Source organism: Streptomyces sp. NPDC046887 (assembly GCF_040644755.1).
GTDB classification, from domain to species: Bacteria; Actinomycetota; Actinomycetes; order Streptomycetales; family Streptomycetaceae; genus Streptomyces; species Streptomyces lichenis.
Genome location: NZ_JBEYXH010000042.1, coordinates 37,315 through 61,678, shown reverse-complemented (window position 1 = coordinate 61,678; position 24,364 = coordinate 37,315). Strand labels below are relative to the sequence as shown.

Sequence of the window (24,364 nt, the reverse complement as noted above, 5' to 3'; positions counted from 1 at the left end):
GGGCCCGGGACTCGTGGTCCCGGGCCCGGCCCTGGTGACTGCCTACCGCGCTACGCGGCCCGCACGGGCCGCCGCGTCAGTTGTCGTCCTCGTCGATGAGGAAGCCCCGCATCGGCGACGGCGCCTGCTGCATCGGCTGGGGCGCCTGGGGGCGCACCGGTGCCATCGGCTGGGTCATCGCGGGCGACATCTGCTGCTGGCCGCCGTAGGACGGACCCGGGCCCATCGACGGGCCGCCGCCCATCGTCTGGTTGCCGCCGTAGGACGGGGCGCCGGCGCCGGCCGAGGCCATCGACGGGGACGGCGGCAGCGACGGGGCGGCCGGGGAGCGCGGCGGGGCCAGCGAGTCGTCCGACTGGGTCTCCAGCTGGCGCAGCTGGCTCTCCAGGTAGGACTTCAGGCGGGTCCGGTACTCGCGCTCGAAGCCGCGCAGGTCCTCGACCTTCCGCTCCAGGGTGGCGCGGGCGGATTCCAGGGAGCCCATGGCCACGCGGTGCTTCTCCTGGGCGTCCCGCTCCAGCGCGTCGGCCTTGGCGCGGGCGTCGCGCTCCAGGCCCTCGGCGCGCGAACGGGCCTCACCGACGATCTTGTTGGCCTCGGAGCGGGCCTCCGCGATCGCCTGGTCGGCGGTCTGCTGGGCCAGCGAGAGCACCCGCGCGGCGCTGTCGCCGCCGGGGTTCTGCGGCTGGGGCATGCCCGGGCCGCCGTGGCCGCCCATGGGTCCACCCATGCCGCCGCCCATCGGGCCGCCCATCTGGCCGGGACCGCCCTGCATGGGGCCGCCCATCTGGCCGGGGCCGCCCTGCATCGGACCGCCCTGCATCGGGCCGTTGCCCATCGGGCCCTGGCCCATGGGGCCGCCGGGGCCGCCCTGCGGGCCGCCGTGGCTCGGACCGGCCGGCAGCTGGGGAGCTCCACCGGGCAGCTGGGGCGGGCCCATCTGCGGGGGCTGCTGCTGGACCGGGGGTCCGGATATGGCGGCGGGCACCGGGGCGCCGGGACCCTGCGGACGGTCCTGGGGCTCCTGAGGCTTGCGCATCCCCTGCTGCTGCTGGTTCTGCGCGGCGGCGCGGGTGGCCGCGGCCAGTTTGGCGCGCAGGTCCTCGTTCTCGCGCAGGAGACGGGTCAGTTCCGCCTCGACCTCGTCGAGAAAGGCATCGACCTCGTCCTCGTCATAGCCTTCTCGGAGGCGGACGGTCGTGAACTGCTTGTTCCGCACGTCCTCGGGGGTCAGCGGCATCTTTCCTTCACCTCTACGTAGTCGTCGGCAGTCGGCAGGACCGTATCGCTGGACCCCTACACCTTCATCATGAGACTGCTCACGAGGGAGGTCAGGAGCCATACGATGATCATCAGGACGAAGAAGGACAGGTCGAGTGCCACGCCTCCGAGACGCAACGGCGGGATGAACCGCCGAAGGAGTTTCAGTGGTGGATCGGTGACAGTGTAGGTGGCCTCCAGAACGACCACCATCGCCTTCCCGGGTTGCCATGAACGGGCGAACTGGAAGACGTAGTCCATGACGAGCCGGAAGATCAGGACGACCAGGAAGCACATCAGAGCGATGTAGACCACCTGCAGTGCCACGCTCATCCCGCGCTTCCCTCTCCCCTGATCCCCATGTCCATCCCGTGTCCGTCCGGCCGCGCGGGCCGGTCGTTCCCGGTGTCGTGCTCTCAGCTCTGGTTGAAGAATCCGCCCTCTGCGATGCGGGCCTTGTCCTCCGCCGTGACATCGACGTTAGCAGGCGACAGCAGGAACACCTTCTGTGTCACCCGCTCGATGCTGCCGTGCAGGCCGAACACCAGACCGGCGGCGAAGTCGACCAGCCGCTTCGCGTCGGTGTCGTCCATCTCGGTCAGGTTCATGATCACGGGGGTGCCCTCGCGGAAGTGTTCCCCGATGGTACGGGCCTCGTTGTAGGTCCGGGGGTGCAGCGTCGTGATCCGGTAGGGCTCCCGCTCGGACACGACCTTGGGCATGATCACCGGTGCGTTCTTCTCCAGGCTCGGGCGTTCGGGTGTGATGGATGACACGGGGGCGATTCGTGCCGGACGTCCGCTTTCCACCGGCAGCGCGACGGGCTCGCGGGGCACCGGCGGCTGCGCCACCACCCGGGGCGGCTCCTCGTGCTCGACCGGGCGGTGCGGCTGGTGCGCGGAGGCGTGGACCGCCTGGTGCGGGGGCTGGTGGCGCCGCTCGGGCTCCGGCTCCAGCTCGGGTTCGAAGTCGTCGTCGGGGTCGAAGCCCCGGCCGTCGTACCCATCGTCCTCCACGAGGCCGAGGTAGACCGCCATCTTGCGCATCGCGCCGGCCATGCTCTCCAGTCCTCCGCTCTGTGGTGGATCGGCATCGTCACTGGTGCCCGCGATCCACTGGCTCCCGGCCTGTCCGCTGTTCGGCGGAAATGACCATATTTTCTGCTGTGGTCCGACTTTGCTTCGCGACGTTACCGGAGCGGCGGGCGCCGACCGAGTACCGCCGTACCGATGCGTACATGTGTCGCCCCCGCGGCGACGGCGTCCTCCAGGTCCGCGCTCATCCCCGCGGACACCATGGTCGCAGCGGGATGAGCCTCACGCAGCCGGGCCGAGATGTCCACCAGCCGGTCGAACGCGGCGCGTTGGCGCCCGGCGTACTCCCCGCTGAGCGGGGCCACCGTCATCAGCCCGCCGAGGGTGAGCCCGGGGGCGTCCGCCACCGCGTCGGCCAACTCGGCCACGCCGTCCGGTCCGACGCCGCCGCGCTCCCCGCGCCCGCTCGCCCCGGCGTCCAACGCGACCTGGATCAGGCACCCCAGTGCGCGCCCGGCGCGCTCCGCCGCGCCCGAGAGTGCGCCGACGAGCTTCAACCGGTCCACGGACTGCACCACCTGGGCGTAACCCGTCACGGAACGGACCTTGTTGGTCTGCAACTGGCCCACGAAGTGCCAGGTCAGATCGAGATCGGCGCATTCGGCCGCCTTGGGGGCGGCGTCCTGGTCACGGTTCTCGGCGACATGGCGCACCCCCAACTCGTACAGCAGCCGTACGTCGTCCGCCGGATAGGTCTTGGTGACCACGATCAGGGTCACGTCCTCGCGGGGGCGCCCGGCGGTCCGGCACGCGGCGGCGATGCGCTCCTCCACCCGCCCGAGGTTGGCGGCGAGTTCCGCCCTGCGGTCGCGGTCCGTCATGAGTCTTCCGTCTTCCGTGCGGCGTCCGGCCCCGCGGAGTGCTCCGGTTCGGCCTCCAGCCAGACATAGCCGGCGAGCCGGCCGGTGGTGCGGTCGCGGCGGTACGAGAAGTGGTCGCCGGACTCGCGGGTGCAGACCTCCGAGGTGTGCCGGTGGGCCACCCCGAGCGCGGCGAGCTGGGCGTGCACTCCGGCGGCCACATCCAGGGCGGGAGTGCCCCAACTGGTCTGGGCCCAGGCGGCCGGCTCGATGGCGGCGACTTCCTCGCGCAGGACCGCGGGGACCTCGTAGCACCGTCCGCAGACGGCGGGACCGGTGTGCGCGGTGATCCGGGAGGGCTCGGCGCCGAGCCGGACCATGGCCTCGACGGCGGCCGGGACGACCCCGGCGGCCAGTCCGGGCCGTCCGGCGTGCGCGGCGGCGGCCACCCCGGCGACCGGGTCGGCCAGCAGCACGGGGACGCAGTCGGCGGTCAGTACGGCGAGGGCGAGCCCGCGCCGCGCGGTGACCACCGCGTCCACCGCCGGGACCGGGCCGTCGGGCCAGGACCCTTCGACCACGGCGACCTGGCGGCCGTGCACCTGGTTCATCCAGACGACCGCGGCCGGGTCCAGCTTCAGGGACTCGGCCGCGAGCCGGCGGTTGGCGCGGACCGTGTCCGGGTCGTCGCCGACCGCTCCCCCGAGGTTGAGCTGCTCGTACGGAGCGGCGCTCACCCCGCCCCACCGGTCGGTGAAGGCGAAGTGCGCGCCGCTCGCGGAGTGGTACTGCCCTATCACGTCAACCAGGTCACTTCAGGAAGTCCGGGACGTCCAGCTCTTCGGCCTGGCTGTCCGGGTAGTGGTGCGGCTCCGGGATGCTCGGCGACTTGGCCTCCGAGACCGGGGCCGGCTCGACGGGCGCCGGGGCCGGCGGCTGCTCCTCGCGCACCGGGACGGTGCCGAGTCCGGGCGCCGGACGGGGCGGTTCCGGGATGGAGCGGGGCGCCGGGGACTCCTCGCGCTTGGCGGTGGAGGAGGCGCCGATCACGTTGTCCCGGCGGGCCGGCGGCTGGCCGCCGTCGAACCCGGCGGCGATCACGGTGACCCGCACCTCGTCGCCGAGGGCGTCGTCGATCACCGCGCCGAAGATGATGTTGGCCTCCGGGTGGGCGGCCTCGCTCACCAGCTGGGCGGCCTCGTTGATCTCGAACAGGCCGAGGTCGGAGCCGCCGGAGATGGAGAGCAGCACCCCGCGGGCGCCGTCGATGGAGGCCTCCAGCAGCGGCGAGGAGATCGCCATCTCGGCGGCGGCCACCGCGCGGTCGTCGCCGCGGGCCGAGCCGATGCCCATGAGCGCCGAACCGGCGTCGGACATGACCGACTTGACGTCGGCGAAGTCCAGGTTGATCAGACCGGGGGTGGTGATCAGGTCGGTGATGCCCTGTACGCCGGAGAGCAGCACCTGGTCGGCCGACTTGAACGCGTCGAGCACGCTGACCTGGCGGTCCGAGATGGACAGCAGCCGGTCGTTGGGGATGACGATGAGGGTGTCGACCTCTTCGCGGAGTTCGGCGATGCCGTCCTCCGCCTGGTTGGCGCGGCGCCGCCCTTCGAAGGTGAAGGGCCGGGTGACCACGCCGATGGTCAGCGCGCCCAGGGAGCGCGCGATGTTGGCGACCACGGGGGCGCCGCCGGTGCCGGTGCCACCGCCTTCGCCCGCGGTGACGAAGACCATGTCGGCCCCCTTGAGGACCTCCTCGATCTCCTCGCGGTGGTCCTCTGCCGCCTTGCGACCGACTGCCGGGTTGGCCCCGGCTCCGAGGCCTCGGGTGAGTTCGCGGCCGACGTCGAGCTTCACGTCGGCGTCACTCATCAACAGCGCCTGTGCGTCCGTGTTGATGGCGATGAACTCGACACCCTTGAGACCGACCTCGATCATTCGGTTGATGGCATTGACACCACCGCCGCCGACACCGATGACCTTGATGACTGCGAGGTAGTTCTGCGGTGCTGCCACGTCGAAGGCCTCTCGCCTCGATTTACGTGCCGCCGCCGCGCCCGTGTGCGCGCCGCGACGGCGGATGCCGATGGGACGGTCCGGAACGCCGACCCAAACCCTAACGTTGAAGTTTAGGGTTACCAGTACGCCTGTCCGCTGGACTCTTCTCCGAACAGGACACTAAGTCGACAAGTGGCGCGCGTTCAACGAACACGCCGAACCTCCCGTTTTTCTTTTCACCCTATGTGATCACCCGGAGCGCTGACCAACCAGGGTGCTGGCCAGGGCATATGTGCGTCAACCGCGCGAAGCGGCCGGGGCGGTCGGAGCACTGACGTCGAACGTCCGCGCACGGGGTTCGGCCTTCATCAGGGCGGTCAGCGCACGGGACTTGGGCTCGCCGTTCCCGGCGCTGCCCCACACCACCCGGCGCCCCCGGGTGAGTTCCAGAGTGACCGCGTCATAGGAGGTCACCCGCAGCAACCGGGTGTCCTTGGCCACGGCCTCGGGCAGCGCGCCCGCCACCGCCACGGCGGACACGGTGAGTTCCTCCCGGCCGAAGCGGCGCAGGCTGGCGGAGTCGGCCGGCTTCAGCTCCAGCAGCGGTACGCCGGCGGGTGCCCGCTTCACGGTGGCGTACCGGGAGCCGGTGGCGTCGATCTCGGTGTAGCCGCCGCGCGAGGGGGCAAGGAGCACCGGGGTCCGCTCGGTGACGGTGAGTTCGACGGTGTCCGGCCAGGAGCGGGTCACCTCCACCGTGTCGATCCGGGGCAGCTTCCGGACCAGCCGGCCGGCGATGGCCTCGGTGTCCACCGAGGCGAGCGGGGCGCCCCGGGGGACGTCGGCGGCGGCCTCCACCTGCGCGGGGGTGAGCACCCGGGTGCCGGAGACCGCGGTGGCCTCCACCCGCAGCCAGGAGGAGCCGTACACCACCCAGGCCCCGCCGCCGGCCAGGGCGAGCGCGGCGAGGCCGAGCAGCAGCACCCGGGGCGGCGGCAGCCGGCGGCGGGGGGCGGGGCGGGAGGGCCGGGCCGGCGCCGGGGCGCCCTTCTTCGGCCTGCGGGCGCCACGTTCGGCGGTACTCGGTCCGGCCATGCTCCCTGCCTCCTCCTGCGTGCGGCCGACCGGGGCTAGCCCCGGCGGGCGGCGATCGCCTCGCGGACCATGCCGACGAGCAGCTCGTCGGCGTCCCGGCGGCCGAACTCGGCGGCCGAGCGGGACATCTCGTACAGCCGGTGCGGGTCGGCCAGCACCGGCAGCACGTTGCCCTGGACCCACTGGGGCGTCAGCTCGGCGTCGTCGACCAGCAGTCCGCCGCCGGCCTTGACCACCGGCTGGGCGTTGAGCCGCTGCTCGCCGTTGCCGATGGGCAGCGGGACGTACGCGGCGGGGAGCCCGACGGCGGAGAGTTCGGCGACGGTCATCGCGCCCGCGCGGCAGAGCATCATGTCGGCCGCGGCGTACGCGAGGTCCATCCGGTCCACATACGGTACCGGGACGTACGGGGGCATCCCGGGCATGTTCTCGACGTACGGCAGTTCGTTCTTCGGGCCGACGGCGTGCAGGATCTGGATCCCGGAGCGCTGGAGGATCGGGGCGGCCTGCTGGATGACCTCGTTGAGCCGGCGGGCGCCCTGGGAGCCGCCGGAGACCAGCAGGGTCGGCAGGTTGGGGTCGAGCCCGAAGGCGGCGCGCGCCTCGGGGCGGACCCGGGCCCGGTCCAGGGTGGCGATGGAGTAGCGCAGCGGGATGCCGATGTAGCGGGAGTTGCGCAGCTTGCTGTCCGGGGTGGCGACGGCGACCCCGGCCGCGTACCGGGAGCCGATCTTGTTGGCGAGCCCGGGGCGGGCGTTGGCCTCGTGGACCACGATCGGCACGCCGAGCCGCTTGGCGGCGAGGTAGCCGGGCAGCGCCACATAGCCGCCGAAGCCGACCACGCAGTCGGCCTTGGTGCGCTCCAGCACCTGCTCGGCGGCCCGGATGGTGCCGCGCAGCCGGCCGGGGACGGTGATCAGCTCCGGCGTGGGCTTGCGGGGCAGCGGCACGGCGGGGATGAGCGCCAGCTCGTAGCCCCGCTCGGGCACGAGCCGGGTCTCCAGGCCGCGCTCGGTCCCGAGGGCCGTGATCCCCACGGTGGGGTCCTGCCTGCGCAGGGCGTCCGCGAGGGCGAGCGCCGGCTCGATGTGGCCGGCGGTCCCCCCACCGGCGAGTACGACATGCACCGAAATTCACCGCTCTCCGGACGGACGCTTCTTGACGCGCCGTCGCATCGACTTCCAACTCACCCCGGCCCGGCCGCCCTGCCTGGGCCGGCGCAGGGCGAGGGCCGCTCTCGCCGCCGGCTCGTCTCGCGCGAAGGCGATCAGCAGTCCGATGGCGAACATGGTCGGCAGCAGGGCGGAGCCCCCGTAGGAGAACAGCGGGAGGGGGACGCCGGCGATGGGCAGCAGCCCGAGCACCGCACCGATGTTGACCACGGCCTGGGCCGTGATCCAGGTGGTCACTCCTCCCGCGGCGTACCTCACGAAGGGGTCCTCCGTGCGTCCGGCCACGCGGATACCCGCATAGCCTAGAGCCGCGAACAGGGCGAGCACCGACAGCGTCCCCGCCAGTCCCAGTTCCTCCCCGGTGATGGCGAAAATGAAGTCGGTGTGCGGTTCGGGGAGTTGGCCCCATTTCTCCACACTCGCCCCGAGTCCGGAACCGAACCATCCGCCGGACGCCAGCGCATAGATCCCGTGCACGGCCTGCCAGCAGGCGTCCCCGGGCCCGGGGTCGGCGGCGCCGATGCAGCCGAGCCGGGCCATCCGGTTGCTGCTGGTGCCGATCAGCGCGGCACCGAGCACGGCGGCTACCAGCAGCACCCCGACGAACATCCGGGTGGGCGCCCCGGCCAGCCAGAGCAGCCCGAAGAGGATCGCGGTGAGGATGATCGCGGTGCCCATGTCGCCGCCGAGCATGATCAGCCCGAGCAGCAGGAAGGCGACCGGGACCAGCGGCACCAGCATGTGCTTCCACTGGCCCAGCAGCCGCCGGTCCTGCTTGCGGGCGAGCAGGTCGGCGCCCCACAGGATCAGCGCCAGCTTGCCGAACTCACTGGGCTGGAGCTGGAAGGGGCCACCGAGGGAGATCCAGTTCTGGTTGCCGTTGACCGCGTGCCCTATCCCGGGGATCTGCACCAGCACCATCAGGAAGACCGCGCCGACCAGCAGCGGGTAGGACAGCGCCCGGTGCAGCCGGACCGGCATCCGGGAGGCCATGAGCAGCAGTCCGGCGCCGATCGCGGCGGCGAAGAACTGCTTGCGGAAGAAGTAGGAGTCGGGCAGCGAGAAGTTCAGCGCCTGGATCTGGGAGGCCGAGTAGACCATCACCAGCCCGAGGACGGTGATCAGCAGGCTGGCGCCGAGGATCACGTAGTACGCGGTGAGCGGCCGGTCCCAGGCCCGCCGGGCCCGCTCGTAGGCGGCGCGCAGCCCGCCGCCGCGCGGGGGCCGGCCGGGGGCCGGGCGGCGGGGGCGGCGGACGGTGGCGGGGGTGCGTGCTCCGGCGGTGCGGCCGCGCAGGGCGATGCCCGCCCAGCGGGGCGGGTACGCGGTGTGGTCGGCCCGCATGTCGCTGTCCCCTCCGGTGGTGTCCGGTCCGGTGGTGTCCCGGCGCCCTGGCCGCGGCGGCCCCACGGCCCGACGGTCAGGCGCGTTCGGCGGCGAGTGCGCGGACGGCGTCCGCGAACGCCTCGCCCCGCTTGGTGTAGTTGGTGAACATGTCCATCGACGCGCAGGCCGGGGCGAGGAGCACGGTGTCCCCGGTCCGGGCGAGCCGGGCGGCCTCGGCGACCGCCTCGGACATCGCCCCAGTGTCGGTCCGGTCGAGGTCGACCACCGGGACCTCGGGGGCGTGTCGCGCCAGGGCTTCGCGGATGAGGGCGCGGTCGGCGCCCATCAGCACGGCGGCCCGCAGCCGGGGCGCGGAACGCTGGACCAGTTCGTCGAAGGTGGCGCCCTTGGCGAGGCCTCCGGCGATCCAGACGATGCCCTGGTAGGCGGCGAGGGAGGCTTCGGCGGCGTGGGTGTTGGTGGCCTTGGAGTCGTCCACATAGGCCACGCCGTCCACGTCGGCGACATGCTCGATGCGGTGGGCGTCGGGCCGGAAGGCGCGCAGGCCCTCGCGGACCGCGCCGGCCGGGACGCCGAAGGCGCGGGCCAGGGCGGCGGCGGCGAGCGCGTTGGCGATGTTGTGCGGGGCGGGCGGGTTCACGTCGGAGACCTGGGCGAGCTCCTGGGCCTGCTGCTGCCGGTTCTCCACGAACGCCCGGTCCACCAGCAGGTCGTCCACGATGCCGAGCTGGGACGGCCCGGGGGTCCCGAGGGTGAAGCCGATGGCCCGGCAGCCCTCCTCGACGTCGGCCTCCCGGACCAGGTCCTCGGTGGCCTTGTCGGCGGCGTTGTAGACGCAGGCGACGGTGTTGCCCGCGTAGATCCGGCCCTTGTCGGCGGCGTACGCCTCCATGGAGCCGTGCCAGTCCAGGTGGTCGGGGGCGAGGTTGAGCACGGCCGCGGAGTGGGCGCGCAGCGAGGGCGCCCAGTGCAGCTGGTAGCTGGACAGCTCGACCGCCAGCACGTCGTACCGCGGCTCGCCGAGCACGGCGTCCAGCAGTGAGACGCCGATGTTGCCGACGGCCGCGGTGCGCAGCCCGGCGGCCTCAAGGATGGAGGCCAGCATCCGTACGGTGGTGGTCTTGCCGTTGGTGCCGGTGACCGCCAGCCAGGGCGCGGCGTCCGGGCCGCGCAGCCGCCAGGCCAGCTCCACATCGCCCCACACCTCGACGCCGGCCGCCTCGGCGGCGGCGAACAGCGGCTTGTCGGGGCGCCAGCCGGGGGCGGTGACGATGAGTTCGGTGCCCTCCGGCAGGGTGTCGCCGTCCCCGAGGCGTACCGCGATGCCTTCGGCCCGCAGCTCTTCCGCCTGCGTACGGGAGCGCTCGTCGTCGCCGTCGTTGACGACCGTGACGTGCGCGCCGAGACCGGCCAGGGCGCGGGCGGCGGGGATGCCGCTCACGCCGAGGCCGGCGACGGTGACGTGCGTGCCCTGCCAGGAGGTGGTGCTCACTTGTCGGCTGCCCATCCCGCGTAGAAGAGGCCGAGGCCCACGATGACGCACATGCCCTGGATGATCCAGAACCGGACCACCACCAGGACCTCGGACCAGCCCTTGAGTTCGAAGTGGTGCTGGAGCGGCGCCATCCGGAAGACCCGCTTGCCGGTCATCCGGAAGGAACCGACCTGGATGACGACGGAGAGGGTGATCAACACGAACAGGCCGCCCAGCAGCGCGAGCAGCAGCTCGGTGCGGGAGCAGATCGCGAGGCCGGCCAGCGCGCCGCCGAGGGCGAGCGAGCCGGTGTCCCCCATGAAGATCTTGGCGGGTGAGGTGTTCCACCACAGGAAGCCGAAGCAGGCGCCCATCAGCGCGGAGGCGACCACCGCGAGGTCCAGCGGGTCGCGGACCTCGAAGCAGGCGTTGGGGTTGGTCAGCTCCAGGGCGTTGGCGCAGGACTCCTGGAACTGCCAGAGCCCGATGAAGGTGTACGCGCCGAAGACCATCACCGAGGCGCCGGTGGCCAGGCCGTCCAGACCGTCCGTCAGGTTCACGCCGTTGGACATGGCGAGGATCATGAACAGCGCCCACACCACGAACAGCACCGGGCCGATGGACCAGCCGAAGTCGGTGATGAAGGACAGCTTGGTGGAGGCCGGGGTCTGGCCGCGGGTGTCGGCGAACTGGAGCGCCAGCACCGCGAAGGCGATGCCGACGATCAGCTGGCCGGCCATCTTCGCCTTGGCCCTAAGGCCCAGCGAGCGCTGCTTGACGATCTTGATGTAGTCGTCCAGGAAGCCGACCAGGCCCATGCCGGCCATCAGGAACAGCACCAGCAGGCCGGAGTAGGACACCTCCCCGCCGGTGATGACCTTGGCCAGCGCGTACGCGATGAGGGTGGCGAGGATGAAGGAGATACCGCCCATGGTGGGCGTGCCCTTCTTGCTGCCGTGGGTGCGCGGGCCGTCGTCGCGGATGAACTGCCCGTATCCCTTGCGGGCCAGGAGCTTGATCAGCAGCGGGGTGCCGATCAGGGTGAGGAAGAGCCCGATGGCCCCCGCGAAGAGGATCTGCCTCATCGGCCGGCAACCTCGCCCTCGGCGGTCTCCAGCAGCGCCTGGGCGACCCGCTCCAGACCGACCGACCTGGACGCCTTCACCAGCACGACGTCTCCCGGGCGCAGTTCCCTGCGCAGCAGGTCGACCGCCGCCTGTGCGTCGGACACGTGCACCGACTCCTCACCCCACGAACCCTCGTTGTATGCGCCCAGTTGCAGCCAGGACGCTTCCCTGCCCCCGACCGCGACGAGCTTGCCGACATTGAGCCGGACGGCGAGCCGTCCGACCGCGTCGTGCTCGGCGAGCGCCTCGTCGCCCAGCTCGGCCATGGTGCCGAGCACCGCCCACGTACGGCGCCCCCGGCCCATGGCCACCAGCGCGCGCAGCGCGGCCCGCATGGATTCGGGGTTGGCGTTGTAGGCGTCGTTGACGATCGTCACACCGTCCGGACGCTCGGTGACCTCCATACGCCAGCGGGAGAGGGTGCCTGCCCCGGAGAGCGCGGTGGCGATCTCCTCGGCGGACATGCCCAGCTCATGGGCGACGGCGGCCGCGGCGAGCGCGTTCGACACGTGGTGCTCACCGTACAGGCGCAAGGTCACGTCGCTGCACCCGGTGGGTGTCCGAAGCCGGAACGAGGGCTGCCCGGCATCGCTGAGGTGCACGTTCTCGGCCCGTACGTCCGCTTCGTCGGCCTCGCCGAAGAGCAGGACGCGGGCCTTGGTGCGGGAGGCCATGGCCTTGACGAGGGGGTCGTCGGCGTTGAGGACGGCGGTGCCGCCGTCCTCGGCGGCCGGCAGGGACTCGACCATTTCGCCCTTGGCCTGGGCGATCTGCTCGCGGCCGCCGAACTCGCCGATGTGGGCGGAGCCGACGTTGAGCACCAGCCCGATGGAGGGCGGGGTGAGTTCGGTGAGGTAGCGGATATGGCCGATTCCGCGCGCTCCCATCTCCAGCACCAGGTGCTCGGTGGTGGCGTCGGCGGTGAGCGCGGTGAGCGGCAGGCCGATCTCGTTGTTGAGGGAGCCGGGGGTCCAGACCGTGGGGCCCTTGCGCTGGAGCACCTGGGCGATGAGGTCCTTGGTGCTGGTCTTGCCGGCCGAGCCGGTCAGCGCGACCACGCGGGTGCCGAGCCGGGCGACCACCGCGCGGGCGAGCGCGCCGAGGGCTCTCTGCACGTCGTCCACGACGATGGCGGGCACGCCGAGCGGCCGGGTGGCGAGCACGGCGACGGCGCCCGCGTCGACGGCGCCGGCGGCGTAGTCGTGGCCGTCGACGTTCTCACCGGCGAAGGCGGCGAACAGCGAGCCGGGTCCGACCTTGCGGGAGTCGATCACGACCGGACCGGTGACCTTCAGCTCCGGGTCCGGTATGTCGTGCGGCTGCCCGCCGGTGAGGGTGGCGACCTCGGCGAGGGAGAGGGCGATCACTAGGTCATCCCTGGGTGTTCGGGTGGGGTGAGGCGGGGGTCTGGAGGTGCGCCTGGATGGCGTAGCGCAGGACCTCGCGGTCGTCGAAGGGGCGGATGACCCCGGCGATGTCCTGGCCCTGCTCGTGGCCCTTGCCGGCGACCAGCACGGTGTCACCGGGCTTCGCACGTGCGACGACGGCCGCGATGGCGTCGGCCCGGTCCTCCTCCACGATCACGTCGCCGCGTTCGTGGGTGGGCACCTCGGCGGCGCCGGCCAGCATGGCGGCGAGGATCGCCAGGGGGTCCTCGGAGCGGGGGTTGTCGGAGGTGAGCACGGCGGTGTCGGCGAGCCGCGCGGCGGCGGCGCCCATCGGGCCGCGCTTGGTGGTGTCGCGGTCGCCGCCGCAGCCGAGCACGATGTGCAGCCGGCCCTCGGTGACCTTGCGCAGCGAGCGCAGCACCGACTCGACGGCGTCGGTCTTGTGCGCGTAGTCGACCAGCGCCAGATAGGGCTGCCCGGCGTCGACGCGCTCCAGCCGGCCGGGGACGCCGGGTACGGCGGCCACCCCGTCGGCGGCGGTCTGGGGGTCGATTCCGGCCACCGCCAGGACGGTGATCGCGGCGAGGGTGTTGGCCACGTTGAACGGGCCGGGCAGCGGGGCGGCGGCGTTGATCCGCCGGCCGTCGGGGGCGAGAACGGTGAACGTGGAGCCGGTGGCGCCCACTTCGACGTCCTCGGCACGCCAGTCGGCGTCCGGGTGGCCCTCCGCGGAGAAGGTGGTGATCGGCACGGAGGCCTCCTTCACCAGCCGCTGGCCGTACTCGTCGTCGAGGTTGACGACCCCTCGGCGGGAGCGGCGCGGGGTGAACAGCTGCGCCTTGGCCTGGAAGTAGTCCTCCATGCCGGAGTGGAACTCCATGTGCTCCGGGCTGAGGTTGTTGAAGACGGCGACGTCGAAGACGCAGCCGTCGACCCGGCCGAGCACCAGGGCGTGGCTGGAGACCTCCATGGCGACGGCCTCGGTGCCGCGTTCGCGCATCACCGCGAAGAGCGCCTGGAGATCGGTGGCCTCGGGGGTGGTGCGCTCGGACTTGATGCGCTCGTCGCCGATGCGCATCTCGACGGTGCCGATCAGCCCGGTGGACCGGCCGGCCGCCTTCAGTCCGCCCTCGACCAGATAGGCCGTGGTGGTCTTGCCGGAGGTGCCGGTGATGCCGATCTGCAGCAGGTCCTCGCCGGGCCGGCCGTAGATGTCGGCGGCCAGCTCGCCCATCCGGCCGCGCGGCTGCTCGGTGACGAGCACCGGCAGCCCGGTGGCGGCGGCGCGTTCGGCGCCGGTGGGATCGGTGAGCACGGCGACCGCGCCCAGGTCGGCGGCCTGCCCGGCGAAGTCGGCACCATGGGCGCGGGCGCCCGGCAGCGCGGCGTACACGTCTCCGGGGCGTACCGCCCGGGAGTCGTGGGTGATGCCGGTCACCTGGGCGTCGCCGGGGGCCGTCGTCCCCAGCTTCGCGGCGAGTTCGCCCAGGGGTACGGGGCGGGTGCGGTCCGGCCGGGGCGCTCCGGGGCGGGTGGCGGGCGCGTCCGCGGGGGTGGTTCGGGACTGATCAGCGTGTGGCACGGCGGTGAGCGTACCGGGCGGGGGCGGCATCGGGCCAAAAGAGGCCGCCGGGGCGGCGTGGCCGGGGGCCCCTCCGGTGGGGGAGGCTGCTTCCCCGGTGGGGGCGGCGGAGGGCGGGCCTCCGGCCTCGTTCACGGTCGGCTGCCGCGGCCGGTCTCCGGGCTGGTCGGCTGATCGGGGGGTGAGGGTTGTCACTGGTGGCTCCCGCCCGGCTCACTGGCCGGGTTCGAACGTGACCGGCATCCGCGGGGGTTGCTTGCCGGTCGGTGCGATGTACAGGGTCTTGAGGGCGAACTCCATGACCTTCTTGTAGACGGGGCCGCAGATCTGGCCGCCGAAGTAGCTGCCCTTGGTGGGGTTCTGGATGGCGCAGTAGACGGTGAGGCGGGGCTGGTCGGCGGGGGCGAAGCCGGCGAAGGAGGCGGTGTAGCCCTTGTAGCGGCCGAGTTCGGGGTCGACGCGGTTGGCGGTGCCGGTCTTGCCGGCGACCCGGTAGCCGGGGATGGCGGCCTTGGTGCCGGTGCCCTCCCGGTCGTCGACCACGGACTCCAGCATGGCGGCCAGGGTGGTGGCGGTCTTCTCGCTGACCACCCGGGTCTTCCTGGGCGCGGGCGCCGGGGTGAAGCGCCCGTCGGGGCCCCGGGTGCCGCGGACCAGGGTGGGTTCGACGCGCTGGCCGCCGTTGGCGATGGTGGAGTAGACGGAGGCGGCCTGCATGGCGCTGACGGACAGGCCCTGGCCGAAGGGGATCGTGTACTGCTGGGAGGTGGACCACTTCCCGGGGTCGGCCAGGATGCCGGGGGTCTCGCCCGGGTAGTCGAGCCCGGTGGGCCGGCCGATGCCGAACTTCCGCAGATAGGAGTGGAGGACCCGGTTGGACTCGGCCTGGTTCTTCCCCAGCTGGCCGGTGGCGAGGATGGTGCCGATGTTGCTGGACTTGGCGAGCACCCCGTTGAGCGTGAGGTACCAGGTGGGGTGGTCGATGTCGTCCTTGAACAGCCGGTCGCCGCGGTGCAGCCGGTTGGGCACGGTGACATGGGTGGAGGGGGTGGCGGCGCCCTCCTCCAGCACGGCGGCCATGGACATCACCTTGGAGGTGGAGCCCGGCTCGTAGGCGTCCTGGAGGGCGGCGTTGCCCATGGCGGCGGAGTCGGCCTGGGAGAGGTCGTTGGGGTCGAACCCGGGCGAGTTGGCCATGGCCAGCACCTCGCCGGTGCGGGTGTCCTGGACGACGACATAGCCGCGGTCGGCGGCGGACTCCTCGACCTGGCGGCTGATGGCCTGCTGGGCGGCCCACTGGATGTCCCGGTCGATGGTCAGCTCGATGTCCGACCCGGGCACGGCCGGGGTCTCGTTGGCGCCGGCGGTGGGCACCCGGCGGCCCCCGGACTGGGCGTACTTGACCTTGCCGTCCCGGCCGGCCAGCTGCTCGTCCAGCATGGACTCCAGGCCGCCTCCCCCGCGGCCCTCGGCGTTGACATAGCCCAGTATCCCGGCGGCCAGCGCCCCGTTGGGGTAGACCCGCTTGCTGCTGGGCTCGTTGAAGACGCCGGCCAGCACGCTGACCCCGCTGCCGCCCTTCGCCTTGCCCTCACGGGCCTTGCGGGCGTAGACGCTCTTGAGGTCCCGGATCTGGTTCCAGACCTGCGGGGTCTGGCGGCGGGCGAGCAGCGCGTAGCGGGAGCCGGGCGCCTTGAGCTTCTTCACCAGCTCCCCGGAGTCCTGGCCGAGGATCGGGGCGAGCAGCGCGGCGGCCTGCTCGGGCGCGTCCGGGGCCTTGGCCTCCTGGGGCGTGAACATCTTGGGGTCGGCGGTGATGTCGTAGGCGTCGACGCTGGTGGCGAGGGCCACCCCGGCCCGGTCGGTGATCTCGCCGCGCTCGGCGGAGAGGGTGATCTCCTGGTAGCGGTTCTTCCCGGCCTTGGCCGCGTAGGCGTCGGCGTCCAGCGCCTGCACCTGGAGCAGCCGGACCGTGAAGACCAGCATGACCAGGGTCAGTCCGAGGCTGACCAGCCGCAGCCGGGGGCGCGGGTTGCCGAGCCGCAGGGTGCCGGGGCGGCCCGGCCGGGGCCGGCGGGCGGCCGGGCGGGACACCCGGGCCGGGGCGGGTACCCGGCGGCGCGGGGGCTGGGTGGTCGGCACTGCGTCACCTGCCGGGCGTGGTCGGGAGGGCGGACGGGGCGGCGGGGCCGGGGGCGGCCTCTGGGGCGGGTGGGGCTTGTGGGGCCGGTCCGGTCGGCGGTGCAGGAACGGGCGCGGACGGGGGTACGGCGCCGGGCGCCGGTACCGGCCGCTGGCCGCCGGTCTGCGGGGCGGTGGCGGTGCCCGGTGGAGCCTCCGGGGCACCTGTGCCGAGGAGCGCGGCCGGGTCGGCGGGGGGCGGGGACGGCTCGGCGGTGGCCCGGCTGGGCTTGCCCCGTACGGTGCCGTCGGGGTCGAGGAAGGCGGGGCTGCCGCCGGGCACCATGCCGAGCTGGCGGGCCCGGCGCTCCAGCGCGTCGGGGGCGGAGCGGCCGTCCACCTCGCGCTGGAGTTCCTGCTCCTCGTCGGTCAGCCCGGTGGTCCGCTTCTTCAGCTCGCTGAGCTCGAACGAGCCCTGGTTGAGCGAGGAGTTGAGCAGCAGCAGGGTGATCAGCCCGCCGCCGAGCAGGACCACCACCAGCAGGACGAAGGGGGTACGCGCGGCGGTGCTCGGCCCGGACGGCAGCAGCCGCGCCAGTCGGCCGGCCCGCCCCCCGAGGGGTCCAGCTGTGGTCACCGCTCCTCCTTACTCCGCCTCACCGTCAGGGGCGCTCACCGATGGTCCTCCCTGATCCGCTCGGCGCCGCGCAGCCGGGCCGGGGCGGCGCGCCGGTTCTCGGCGATCTCCTCCTCGGTGGGGAGTTCGGCGCCGCGGGTGAGCAGCTTCAGCCGGGGCTGGTACTGCTCGGGGACGACCGGCAGTCCGGGCGGCGCGGTGGTGGCGGCGCCGGCCGAGAGCACCTGCTTGACCAGCCGGTCCTCCAGGGAGTGGTACGACAGGACGGCGATCCGCCCGCCGACCGCGAGCGCCGCGACGGCGGCCGGGATGGCGCTCTCCAGCACCGACAGCTCGCCGTTGACCTCGATGCGCAGAGCCTGGAAGGTGCGCTTGGCGGGGTTGCCGCCGGTGCGCTTGGCGGCCTGCGGCAGGGCCTCGCGGATGAGCTCGACCAGCCGGGCGCTGCGGGTGAAGGGCTCCTTCTCGCGCTCCCGCACGATGGCCGAGACGATCCGCTTGGCCTGCTTCTCCTCGCCGTAGGCGCGCAGGATGCGGACCAGTTCGCCGGGCGGGTAGGTGTTGAGGACCTCGGCGGCGCTGACGCCGGCCGTCTGGTCCATCCGCATGTCGAGCGGGGCGTCCTGGGCGTAGGCGAAGCCGCGGTCGGCCTCGTCCAGCTGCATGGAGGAGACGCCGAGGTCGAACAGGACGCCCTGGACGCGGGGCAGGCCGAGCCGGCCGAGGACCTCGGGCAGCTCGTCGTAGACGGCGTGCACCAGGGTGGCGCGCTCCCCGAAGGGGGCGAGCCGCTCACCGGCCAGCCGCAGCGCCTCCTTGTCCCGGTCCAGGGCGACCAGCCGGGCCTCGGGGAAGCGGGTGAGCAGCGCCTCGCTGTGCCCGCCGAGGCCGAGGGTGCAGTCGACGACGACGGCGCCCGGCCGCCCCATCGCGGGGGCGAGCATGTCCAGGCACCGCTGGAGCATCACCGGGACATGTCGGGACGGGGGGGTCACAGCGCCCTCTCAGGGATCGGGCCCGGCCGTTACGCCTGCGGGTCGGCGCCCGAGGGAGCCCGTGGCCGGCGCCGGAAGGGTCGGCCGGTCCGGCGAGCGGGAGCCGAGCCGTGCGTATCGCCGCGCACACGGGGGAGAAACCGCGGATTCGCTGGGATTCGCTCGATTGTCTCCGTAAGAACTGCGCGTCACTCTAGTCCACCGCCCCGCACGGTCAATCAACCGCCTCTCGCGTGGCGGCCGCCCTCACCTGGCGGTCCCCCCGCGGGCCCGAAGGGCGGCGCGGTCCCGTCGGGCCGCGCGCCCGGTGCGCGCCCCCACCCGCTCCCGTACCTCCTGTGTGTTGGCTCACAGCGGGGGCGCGTTGAGGTTCTTTGTCCGCATCCCACACCGCGCCGCCCACGAAGCTGACCAGTAACGTCTGTGCCATGTCGACTCCTGCTTCCGCGCACTCCGCACCCTCCGCGGCACCCGACGCCGGCACGGTCACGGACCGCCTCGTCGAAGCCAACCGGGCCTACGCCGGCGAGTTCACCGACCCCGGCATGGACGCCCGGCCGGTCCTGAAGGTCGCCGTGGTGGCCTGCATGGACGCCCGTCTCGACCTGCACGCCGCCCTCGGCCTCGAACTGGGCGACTGCCACACCATCCGCAACGCCGGCGGCGTGGTCACCGACGACGTGATCCGCTCGCTCACCATCAGCCAGCGCGCGCTGGGCACCCGCAGCGTGGTGCTGGTGCACCACACCGGCTGCGGCCTGGAGCAGCTGACCGAGGACTTCCGGCACGACATCGAGCGCGAGGTCGGCCAGCGTCCGGCCTGGGCGGTGGAGGCGTTCCGGGACGTGGACCAGGACGTGCGCCAGTCGATGCAGCGGGTGCGCACCTCGCCGTTCCTGCTCAGCACCGAGGATGTGCGCGGCTTCGTCTTCGACGTGAAGACCGGCCTGCTGCGCGAGATCACCCCGGCCGTCTGAGCCGGCGGCCGGCGCACACGGCACTCCGGAGGCCCGGTCCGATCATCGGACCGGGCCTCTGGCGTAGGAGTGTTCCCAGCTCGGGTGACCGTTCCAGCCACCGCAAACGCGGCGCACCCGGCAAATCGCCCGCGGTTGTCCACAGGCGAGTGACACGGACGGGCCAGGGCAACAAGAATGCTCGAAAGGCACCGCCCTTCGAGTGATCCGGGTCCGGTGTCCGTGTTTCTGGATGGGCCGGTGCCGTCAGCCTCGCACCCGCCCATGGACGGGCCGAGGAGGGCCGTGTGACGACCTACGACGACCGAGCGAGCCTCACCGATCTCACCACCACGGCGGACCGGATCCGCCGCTCGGTGGAGAGCGTGATCGAGGGCAAGCCCGAGGTCGTTCGGCTCTCGCTGACCGTGCTGCTGGCCGAGGGACACCTGCTGATAGAGGACGTTCCCGGGGTGGGCAAGACCATGCTCGCCAAGGCGCTGGCCCGGTCGATCGACTGCTCGGTGCGACGCATCCAGTTCACCCCGGACCTGCTGCCGTCGGACATCACCGGGGTGTCGATCTACGACCAGCAGCGCCGGGACTTCGAGTTCAAGCCGGGCGCGATCTTCTCCCAGATCGTGATCGGCGACGAGATCAACCGCGCCTCCCCCAAGACCCAGTCGGCGCTGCTGGAGTCGATGGAGGAGCGGCAGGTCACCATCGACGGGCAGAGCTACGAGCTGCCCAGCCCCTTCATGGTGGTGGCCACCCAGAACCCGGTCGAGATGGAGGGCACCTATCCGCTGCCGGAGGCGCAGCGGGACCGCTTCATGGCCCGGGTCTCCATCGGGTACCCGAGCCCCGAGGCCGAGCTGCGGATGCTCGACACCCACGGAGCGCTCTCGCCCCTGGACGACCTCCAGCCGGTGGCGCACGCGCACGAGGTGCTCAAGCTGGTGGAGGCGGTGCGCGGGGTGCATGTGGCGGAGGCGGTGCGGCGGTACGCGGTGGAGCTGGTCGCCGCCACCCGCACCCACCCCGATCTGCGGCTCGGCGCCTCGCCGCGGGCCACCCTGCATCTGCTGCGGGCCGCGAAGGCGTCCGCCGCGCTGGACGGCCGGGAGTACGCGCTGCCGGACGACGTGCAGGCCCTGGCCTCCGCCGTGCTGGCGCACCGGCTGCTGCCGACCGCCCAGGCCCAGCTGAACCGGCGCACCTCCGAGCAGGTGGTGCACGACATCATCCAGCGCACCCCGGTGCCCTCGGCCGCGCCGCCGGCGGCCCCGCTCTTCGGCCGGCAGCACCCCGGGGCGCGGCGGCCGTGATGGCGGCCGTACGCCGGGGCGCCGCCACCCGGACCGGTGAGGCCGGGACGGAAGCGGCCGGGATGGGTGAGGCCGCCCGGGCCGGTGAGGCCGGGACCGGTGGGGCCGCCCGGGCCGGTAAGGCGCGGACCGGCGGAGCGCCCGGCGGGCTGCGGACGGCCCTGCGCGGACTGACCACCCGCGGGCGGTCGTTCCTGGCGGCCGGGATCGCCGCCGGGGTGTGCGCCTATGTCCTCGGCCAGAGCGACCTGCTGCGGGTCGGGGTGCTGCTCGCGGTGCTGCCGCTGGTGTGCGCCGCGGTGCTCTACCGCACCCGCCACCAGGTGGCGGCGGCCCGGCGGCTGACACCTCGCCGGGTGGCGGCCGGCGAGGAGGCCCGGGTGCATCTGCGGCTGGACAACGTCTCCCGGGTGACCACCGGTCTGCTGATGCTCCAGGACCAGGTGCCCTACGTCCTCGGCCCGCGCCCCCGCTTCGTGCTGGAGCGGGTGGAGGCGGGCGGCCGGCGCGAGGTGTCCTACCGGGTCCGCTCCGATCTGCGCGGCCGCTATCCGCTGGGCCCGCTCCAGCTGCGGCTGACCGACCCGTTCGGGATGTGCGAGCTGACCCGGGCGTTCAGCGCCCATGACGACCTGATCGTGGTCCCGCGTACCGAGCCGCTGCCGCCGGTGCGGCTGGCCGGCGACGGCGCCGGGTACGGCGACGGGCGGCAGCGTTCGCTGGCCCTGGCCGGCGAGGACGACGTGATCCCGCGCGGCTACCGGCACGGCGACGACCTGCGCCGGGTGCACTGGCGCTCCACCGCCCGGCACGGCGAGCTGATGGTGCGCCGGGAGGAGCAGCCGCAGCGGGCCCGCTGCACGGTGCTGCTGGACACCCGGCGGACCGCCTACCGGGGCGCCGGGCCGGGCTCGGCGTTCGAGTGGGCGGTGTCCGGGGCGGCCTCGGCGGTGGTGCACATGCTGGGGCGCGGTTTCGCGGTGCGGCTGCTCACCGACGAGGGCAACGCGCTGCCCTCGGAGAGCGTGGACGACTTCGCCGCCGCGGCACAGGACTCCGCCGAGGCGGCCGGGCTGATGCTGGACACCCTGGCCGTGCTGGACCACTCCGAGGGCTCGGGGCTGTCCCGGGCGTACGACGCGCTGCGCGGCGGCGGTGAGGGGCTTCTGGTGGCGTTCGTGGGCGATCTGGACGAGGAGCAGGCGGCGGTGGCGGCCCGGATGCGGCACCGCGGCGGCGGCGCCGTGGCGTTCGTGCTGGACAGCCGCGCCTGGGCACACGGCGGCACCGGCGGCGACGCGCTCGCGGAGCGGCTGCGCACCCTGAACGAGGCCGGCTGGTCGGCGGTGGCGGTACCCCCCGGCGCGCCCCTGGCCGAGCTGTGGCGGCACATGGGCACAGGCGGCCTGGGCGGCGGCCCGGCGGTGCCCGGCCCGGCGGCGTCCTCGGCGTCGTCGGCGTCTACGGCAGCTACGACGGCGGGCGGGACGGTTCCCGGTGGATCGGTCTTCTCCGCCGGTACGCGGGGAGGTGGTCGGTCATGAGGGGGCGGGTGCGGCTGGTGCTCGCGGCGTACGCGGCGACGCTGCTGGCGTCGGGTGCCCTGCTGCCGCTGATCTCCTCGGAACGCTGGCTGCTGGAGGCGGCGGCCCTGCTCGCGGTGGTGTCCGCCACCGGTGTGCTGGTGCGGCTGCTGTCGGCGGCCCGGGTGCTCACGGTGGCCGCGCAGGGCGTGGTGGTCCTGCTGCTGCTCACCGTGGTGTTCGCCCGGGAGCGGGCGGTCGCCGGGTTCCTGCCGGGGCCGGATGTGGTGGCCCGGTGGAGCGCCCTGCTGACCGAGGGCGCCGAGGACGTGGGGCGGTACGCGATACCGGCGCCGCCGACGGAGGGCATCCGGCTGATGCTGGTCGGCGGGGTGCTGCTGGTGGGGCTGGTGGTGGACGCGCTGGCGGTGACGCTGCGCACCGCCGCGCCCGCGGGGCTGCCGCTGCTGGCGCTGTACTCGGTGGCCGCGGGGTTGTCCGGCGGCGAGGCGGTCTGGATGTGGTTCCTGCTGGCGGCGGGCGGCTATCTGCTGCTCCTGCTGGCCGAGGGACGCGACCGGCTGGCCGGCTGGGGCCGGGTGCTGGGCGGCGCCGAGTCCGCGCGGCCGGTCGGCGGCTCCGGTCCGTTCGCGGGCCGCACCGGGCCGCCGGTGCGCTTCGGGCGGCGGATCGGCGTGCTGGCGCTCGGCGCCGCGCTGGCGGTGCCGGCCGCGCTGCCGTCGCTGGACGGCGGGCTGCTGGGCGGGGTCGGCGGCCAGGGCGGTTCCGGCGGCGGGGGCACCATCTCGGCGGTCAACCCGCTGGTGTCGCTCCAGGACAACCTGGTCCAGCCGGAGGACCGGGAGGTGATCCGCTACGCCACCAACGCGAAGGACACCTCCGGGATGTATCTGCGCATGGTCGCCATGGACGAGTTCGACGGCACCACCTGGCGCACCTCCCGGCGCGGCATCGAGGACGTGCCGGAGGTGCTGCCCCGCCCCGACGGGCTGAGCGGGGCGGTCGCCACCCGGGAGGTCACCACCGAGCTGGTCGTCAGCGACTACTTCGAGCCGAACTGGCTGCCCATGCCGTTCCCGGCCTCCCGGGTGGACATCGACGGCCGCTGGCGGTTCGAACCGGCCGGCCGGCTGATCGTCGGCGACAAGGGCCAGACCGCGCAGGGTGAGAAGTACACGGTACGCAGCCTGGTGACCGAGCCGACCCGCGAGCAGCTGGCCGCCGCGGCAGCGGCGCCCGAGGAGCTGCGCCGCGAGTACACGCGGGTGCCGGACTCGCTGCCCGCCGATGTGAAGGTCACCGCGCTGGAGGTCACCCGGGGCGCGGCCAACGACTACGAGCGCGCGGTGAAGCTCCAGGACTGGTTCACCGCGGAGGGCGGCTTCCGCTACGACGTGAAGGTGTCCTCCGGCACCGGCGTGGAGGCCATCTCCCGCTTCCTCAAGCAGCGCGAGGGCTTCTGCGTCCACTTCTCCTTCGCCATGGCGGCGATGTCCCGGACGCTGGGCATCCCGGCCCGGGTGGCGGTCGGCTTCACCCCGGGCACCCCGCAGTCCGGCGGTCTGATGTCGGTCGGCATCCGGGACGCCCACGCCTGGCCGGAGCTGTACTTCGAGGGCGTGGGCTGGACCCGCTTCGAGCCGACGCCGTCCCGGGGCAGCGTGCCGGAGTACACCCGGGCGGTGTCCCCGGCCGATGAGGCCCCGGTCCCGGACCGGCCGCAGGAGTCCGAGGCGGCGATGCCGTCCCGCGCCCCGGAGCGGGAGGAGAGCTGCCCGCCCGGGGTCACCGGGATCGCGGGCTGCGGCCCGGAGAAGGAGCAGGACGCGGCACCGGCCGCCGACTCCGGCTTCCCCTGGTGGCCGGTCCTGCCGATCGCGGGCGGGGTGGCGCTGCTCATGGTGCTGGCGCTCCTGCCCCTGCTGTGGCGGATCCGGATACGGGCGCGGCGGCTGGACGACTCGGCCGGGCGCACCGAGCAGGACGCGGCCGCCCGGACCCTGGCCGCATGGCAGGAGGTGGAGGACACCGCCTGGGATCACGGCATCCCACCGGACGGCGCCCACACCCCGCGCCGGGCGGCGGAGCGGATCGTCCGGCAGGGCCGCCTGGAAGGTGAACCGGCCGCCGCGGTGCACCGGCTGGCCGGTGCGGTGGAGCAGGTCCTCTACGCCCCGCACCCGCGCCCCGCGGGCTCCCTGGCGGATGACGCGGCCCGGGTCCGTACCGGGCTGACCGCCTCCGCCGACCGCTCCACCCGGATACGCGCCCTGCTCCTGCCCCGGTCCTCGGCCCGGGTGCTGTGGGCACTGGCCGACCGCCGCCGGGCCCTGGCCGCCCGCTGGTCCCGGACCCGCCGCCGCCTGACCACCCGCCTGGCCACCGCCACCCGCCCCCTGGCCCTCCCGGGCCGCCGGCGGGGGTAGCCCACGGGAAGGGTGCA

General features: G+C 73.5%; 20 protein-coding genes. 4 read left to right on the top strand and 16 right to left on the bottom strand.

Going from position 1 to position 24,364, the window contains the following annotated elements; all coding sequences use genetic code 11:
• Positions 1-76 precede the first annotated feature (76 nt).
• From ABZ945_RS28670 to rsmH, 16 genes are all read right to left on the bottom strand, one after another.
• Positions 77-1,240: a DivIVA domain-containing protein gene (locus ABZ945_RS28670; RefSeq protein WP_361275270.1), complete on the bottom strand. Its 1,164-nt coding sequence runs from the start codon at positions 1,238-1,240 to the stop codon at positions 77-79.
• A 56-nt stretch (positions 1,241-1,296) separates the two neighbouring features.
• Positions 1,297-1,593 carry a YggT family protein gene (locus ABZ945_RS28665; protein WP_361275267.1) on the bottom strand — a complete coding sequence of 99 codons (297 nt, stop codon included), beginning with the start codon at positions 1,591-1,593 and terminating at the stop codon, positions 1,297-1,299.
• Between the two features lie 83 nt (positions 1,594-1,676).
• Positions 1,677-2,318 carry a cell division protein SepF gene (gene sepF, locus ABZ945_RS28660; protein WP_248636264.1) on the bottom strand — a complete coding sequence of 214 codons (642 nt, stop codon included), beginning with the start codon at positions 2,316-2,318 and terminating at the stop codon, positions 1,677-1,679.
• Between the two features lie 131 nt (positions 2,319-2,449).
• Positions 2,450-3,175, bottom strand: coding sequence for a YggS family pyridoxal phosphate-dependent enzyme (locus ABZ945_RS28655; RefSeq protein ID WP_361275264.1), 726 nt, complete (start codon positions 3,173-3,175; stop codon positions 2,450-2,452).
• Positions 3,172-3,954 (bottom strand): peptidoglycan editing factor PgeF, encoded by a 783-nt coding sequence (gene pgeF, locus ABZ945_RS28650; RefSeq protein WP_361275261.1) that lies wholly within the window; start codon positions 3,952-3,954, stop codon positions 3,172-3,174. The genes ABZ945_RS28655 and pgeF overlap by 4 nt, the downstream gene beginning before the upstream one ends.
• Before the next feature lie 10 nt (positions 3,955-3,964).
• Entirely contained in the window at positions 3,965-5,173 is a 1,209-nt protein-coding gene (gene ftsZ / locus ABZ945_RS28645; RefSeq protein WP_248636261.1) for a cell division protein FtsZ, read from the bottom strand.
• Positions 5,174-5,452: 279 nt separating this feature from the next.
• Positions 5,453-6,250, bottom strand: a complete 798-nt coding sequence (locus tag ABZ945_RS28640; protein ID WP_361275258.1) for an FtsQ-type POTRA domain-containing protein — start codon at positions 6,248-6,250, stop codon at positions 5,453-5,455.
• A gap of 35 nt (positions 6,251-6,285) precedes the next feature.
• Positions 6,286-7,377, bottom strand: coding sequence for an undecaprenyldiphospho-muramoylpentapeptide beta-N-acetylglucosaminyltransferase (gene murG / locus ABZ945_RS28635; protein WP_361275255.1), 1,092 nt, complete (start codon positions 7,375-7,377; stop codon positions 6,286-6,288).
• Positions 7,378-7,383: 6 nt separating this feature from the next.
• Positions 7,384-8,766 carry a putative lipid II flippase FtsW gene (gene ftsW / locus ABZ945_RS28630; RefSeq protein ID WP_361275252.1) on the bottom strand — a complete coding sequence of 461 codons (1,383 nt, stop codon included), beginning with the start codon at positions 8,764-8,766 and terminating at the stop codon, positions 7,384-7,386.
• Between the two features lie 76 nt (positions 8,767-8,842).
• Positions 8,843-10,261, bottom strand: coding sequence for a UDP-N-acetylmuramoyl-L-alanine--D-glutamate ligase (murD, locus tag ABZ945_RS28625; RefSeq protein ID WP_361275249.1), 1,419 nt, complete (start codon positions 10,259-10,261; stop codon positions 8,843-8,845).
• The gene (gene mraY, locus ABZ945_RS28620) at positions 10,258-11,328 is read right to left on the bottom strand and encodes a phospho-N-acetylmuramoyl-pentapeptide-transferase (protein WP_248636256.1); all 1,071 of its coding nucleotides are present in this window, start codon (positions 11,326-11,328) and stop codon (positions 10,258-10,260) included. Before mraY ends, murD begins: the two co-directional genes overlap by 4 nt.
• Positions 11,325-12,737, bottom strand: a complete 1,413-nt coding sequence (gene murF, locus ABZ945_RS28615) for a UDP-N-acetylmuramoyl-tripeptide--D-alanyl-D-alanine ligase (protein ID WP_361275247.1) — start codon at positions 12,735-12,737, stop codon at positions 11,325-11,327. Before murF ends, mraY begins: the two co-directional genes overlap by 4 nt.
• A gap of 4 nt (positions 12,738-12,741) precedes the next feature.
• Positions 12,742-14,370 (bottom strand): UDP-N-acetylmuramoyl-L-alanyl-D-glutamate--2,6-diaminopimelate ligase, encoded by a 1,629-nt coding sequence (locus tag ABZ945_RS28610; RefSeq protein WP_361275244.1) that lies wholly within the window; start codon positions 14,368-14,370, stop codon positions 12,742-12,744.
• 183 nt (positions 14,371-14,553) lie between these two features.
• Positions 14,554-16,482, bottom strand: a complete 1,929-nt coding sequence (locus tag ABZ945_RS28605; RefSeq protein WP_361275241.1) for a penicillin-binding protein 2 — start codon at positions 16,480-16,482, stop codon at positions 14,554-14,556.
• 4 nt (positions 16,483-16,486) lie between these two features.
• The gene (locus tag ABZ945_RS28600; RefSeq protein WP_361275239.1) at positions 16,487-17,098 is read right to left on the bottom strand and encodes a hypothetical protein; all 612 of its coding nucleotides are present in this window, start codon (positions 17,096-17,098) and stop codon (positions 16,487-16,489) included.
• Between the two features lie 35 nt (positions 17,099-17,133).
• Complete coding sequence (gene rsmH, locus ABZ945_RS28595) at positions 17,134-18,093, bottom strand: 16S rRNA (cytosine(1402)-N(4))-methyltransferase RsmH (protein ID WP_361275237.1); 960 nt, start codon at positions 18,091-18,093, stop codon at positions 17,134-17,136.
• A gap of 428 nt (positions 18,094-18,521) precedes the next feature.
• On the opposite strand from rsmH, the gene ABZ945_RS28590 reads away from it, so the two are divergent.
• From ABZ945_RS28590 to ABZ945_RS28575, 4 genes are all read left to right on the top strand, one after another.
• The gene (locus ABZ945_RS28590; protein WP_361275235.1) at positions 18,522-19,070 is read left to right on the top strand and encodes a carbonic anhydrase; all 549 of its coding nucleotides are present in this window, start codon (positions 18,522-18,524) and stop codon (positions 19,068-19,070) included.
• Positions 19,071-19,357: 287 nt separating this feature from the next.
• On the top strand, positions 19,358-20,377 hold the full coding sequence (locus tag ABZ945_RS28585; RefSeq protein WP_361275232.1) for a MoxR family ATPase: 1,020 nt from the start codon (positions 19,358-19,360) through the stop codon (positions 20,375-20,377).
• Positions 20,377-21,921 carry a DUF58 domain-containing protein gene (locus tag ABZ945_RS28580; protein WP_361275229.1) on the top strand — a complete coding sequence of 515 codons (1,545 nt, stop codon included), beginning with the start codon at positions 20,377-20,379 and terminating at the stop codon, positions 21,919-21,921. The genes ABZ945_RS28585 and ABZ945_RS28580 overlap by 1 nt, the downstream gene beginning before the upstream one ends.
• Entirely contained in the window at positions 21,918-24,347 is a 2,430-nt protein-coding gene (locus ABZ945_RS28575; protein ID WP_361275226.1) for a DUF3488 and transglutaminase-like domain-containing protein, read from the top strand. The genes ABZ945_RS28580 and ABZ945_RS28575 overlap by 4 nt, the downstream gene beginning before the upstream one ends.
• Positions 24,348-24,364: the final 17 nt, after the last annotated feature.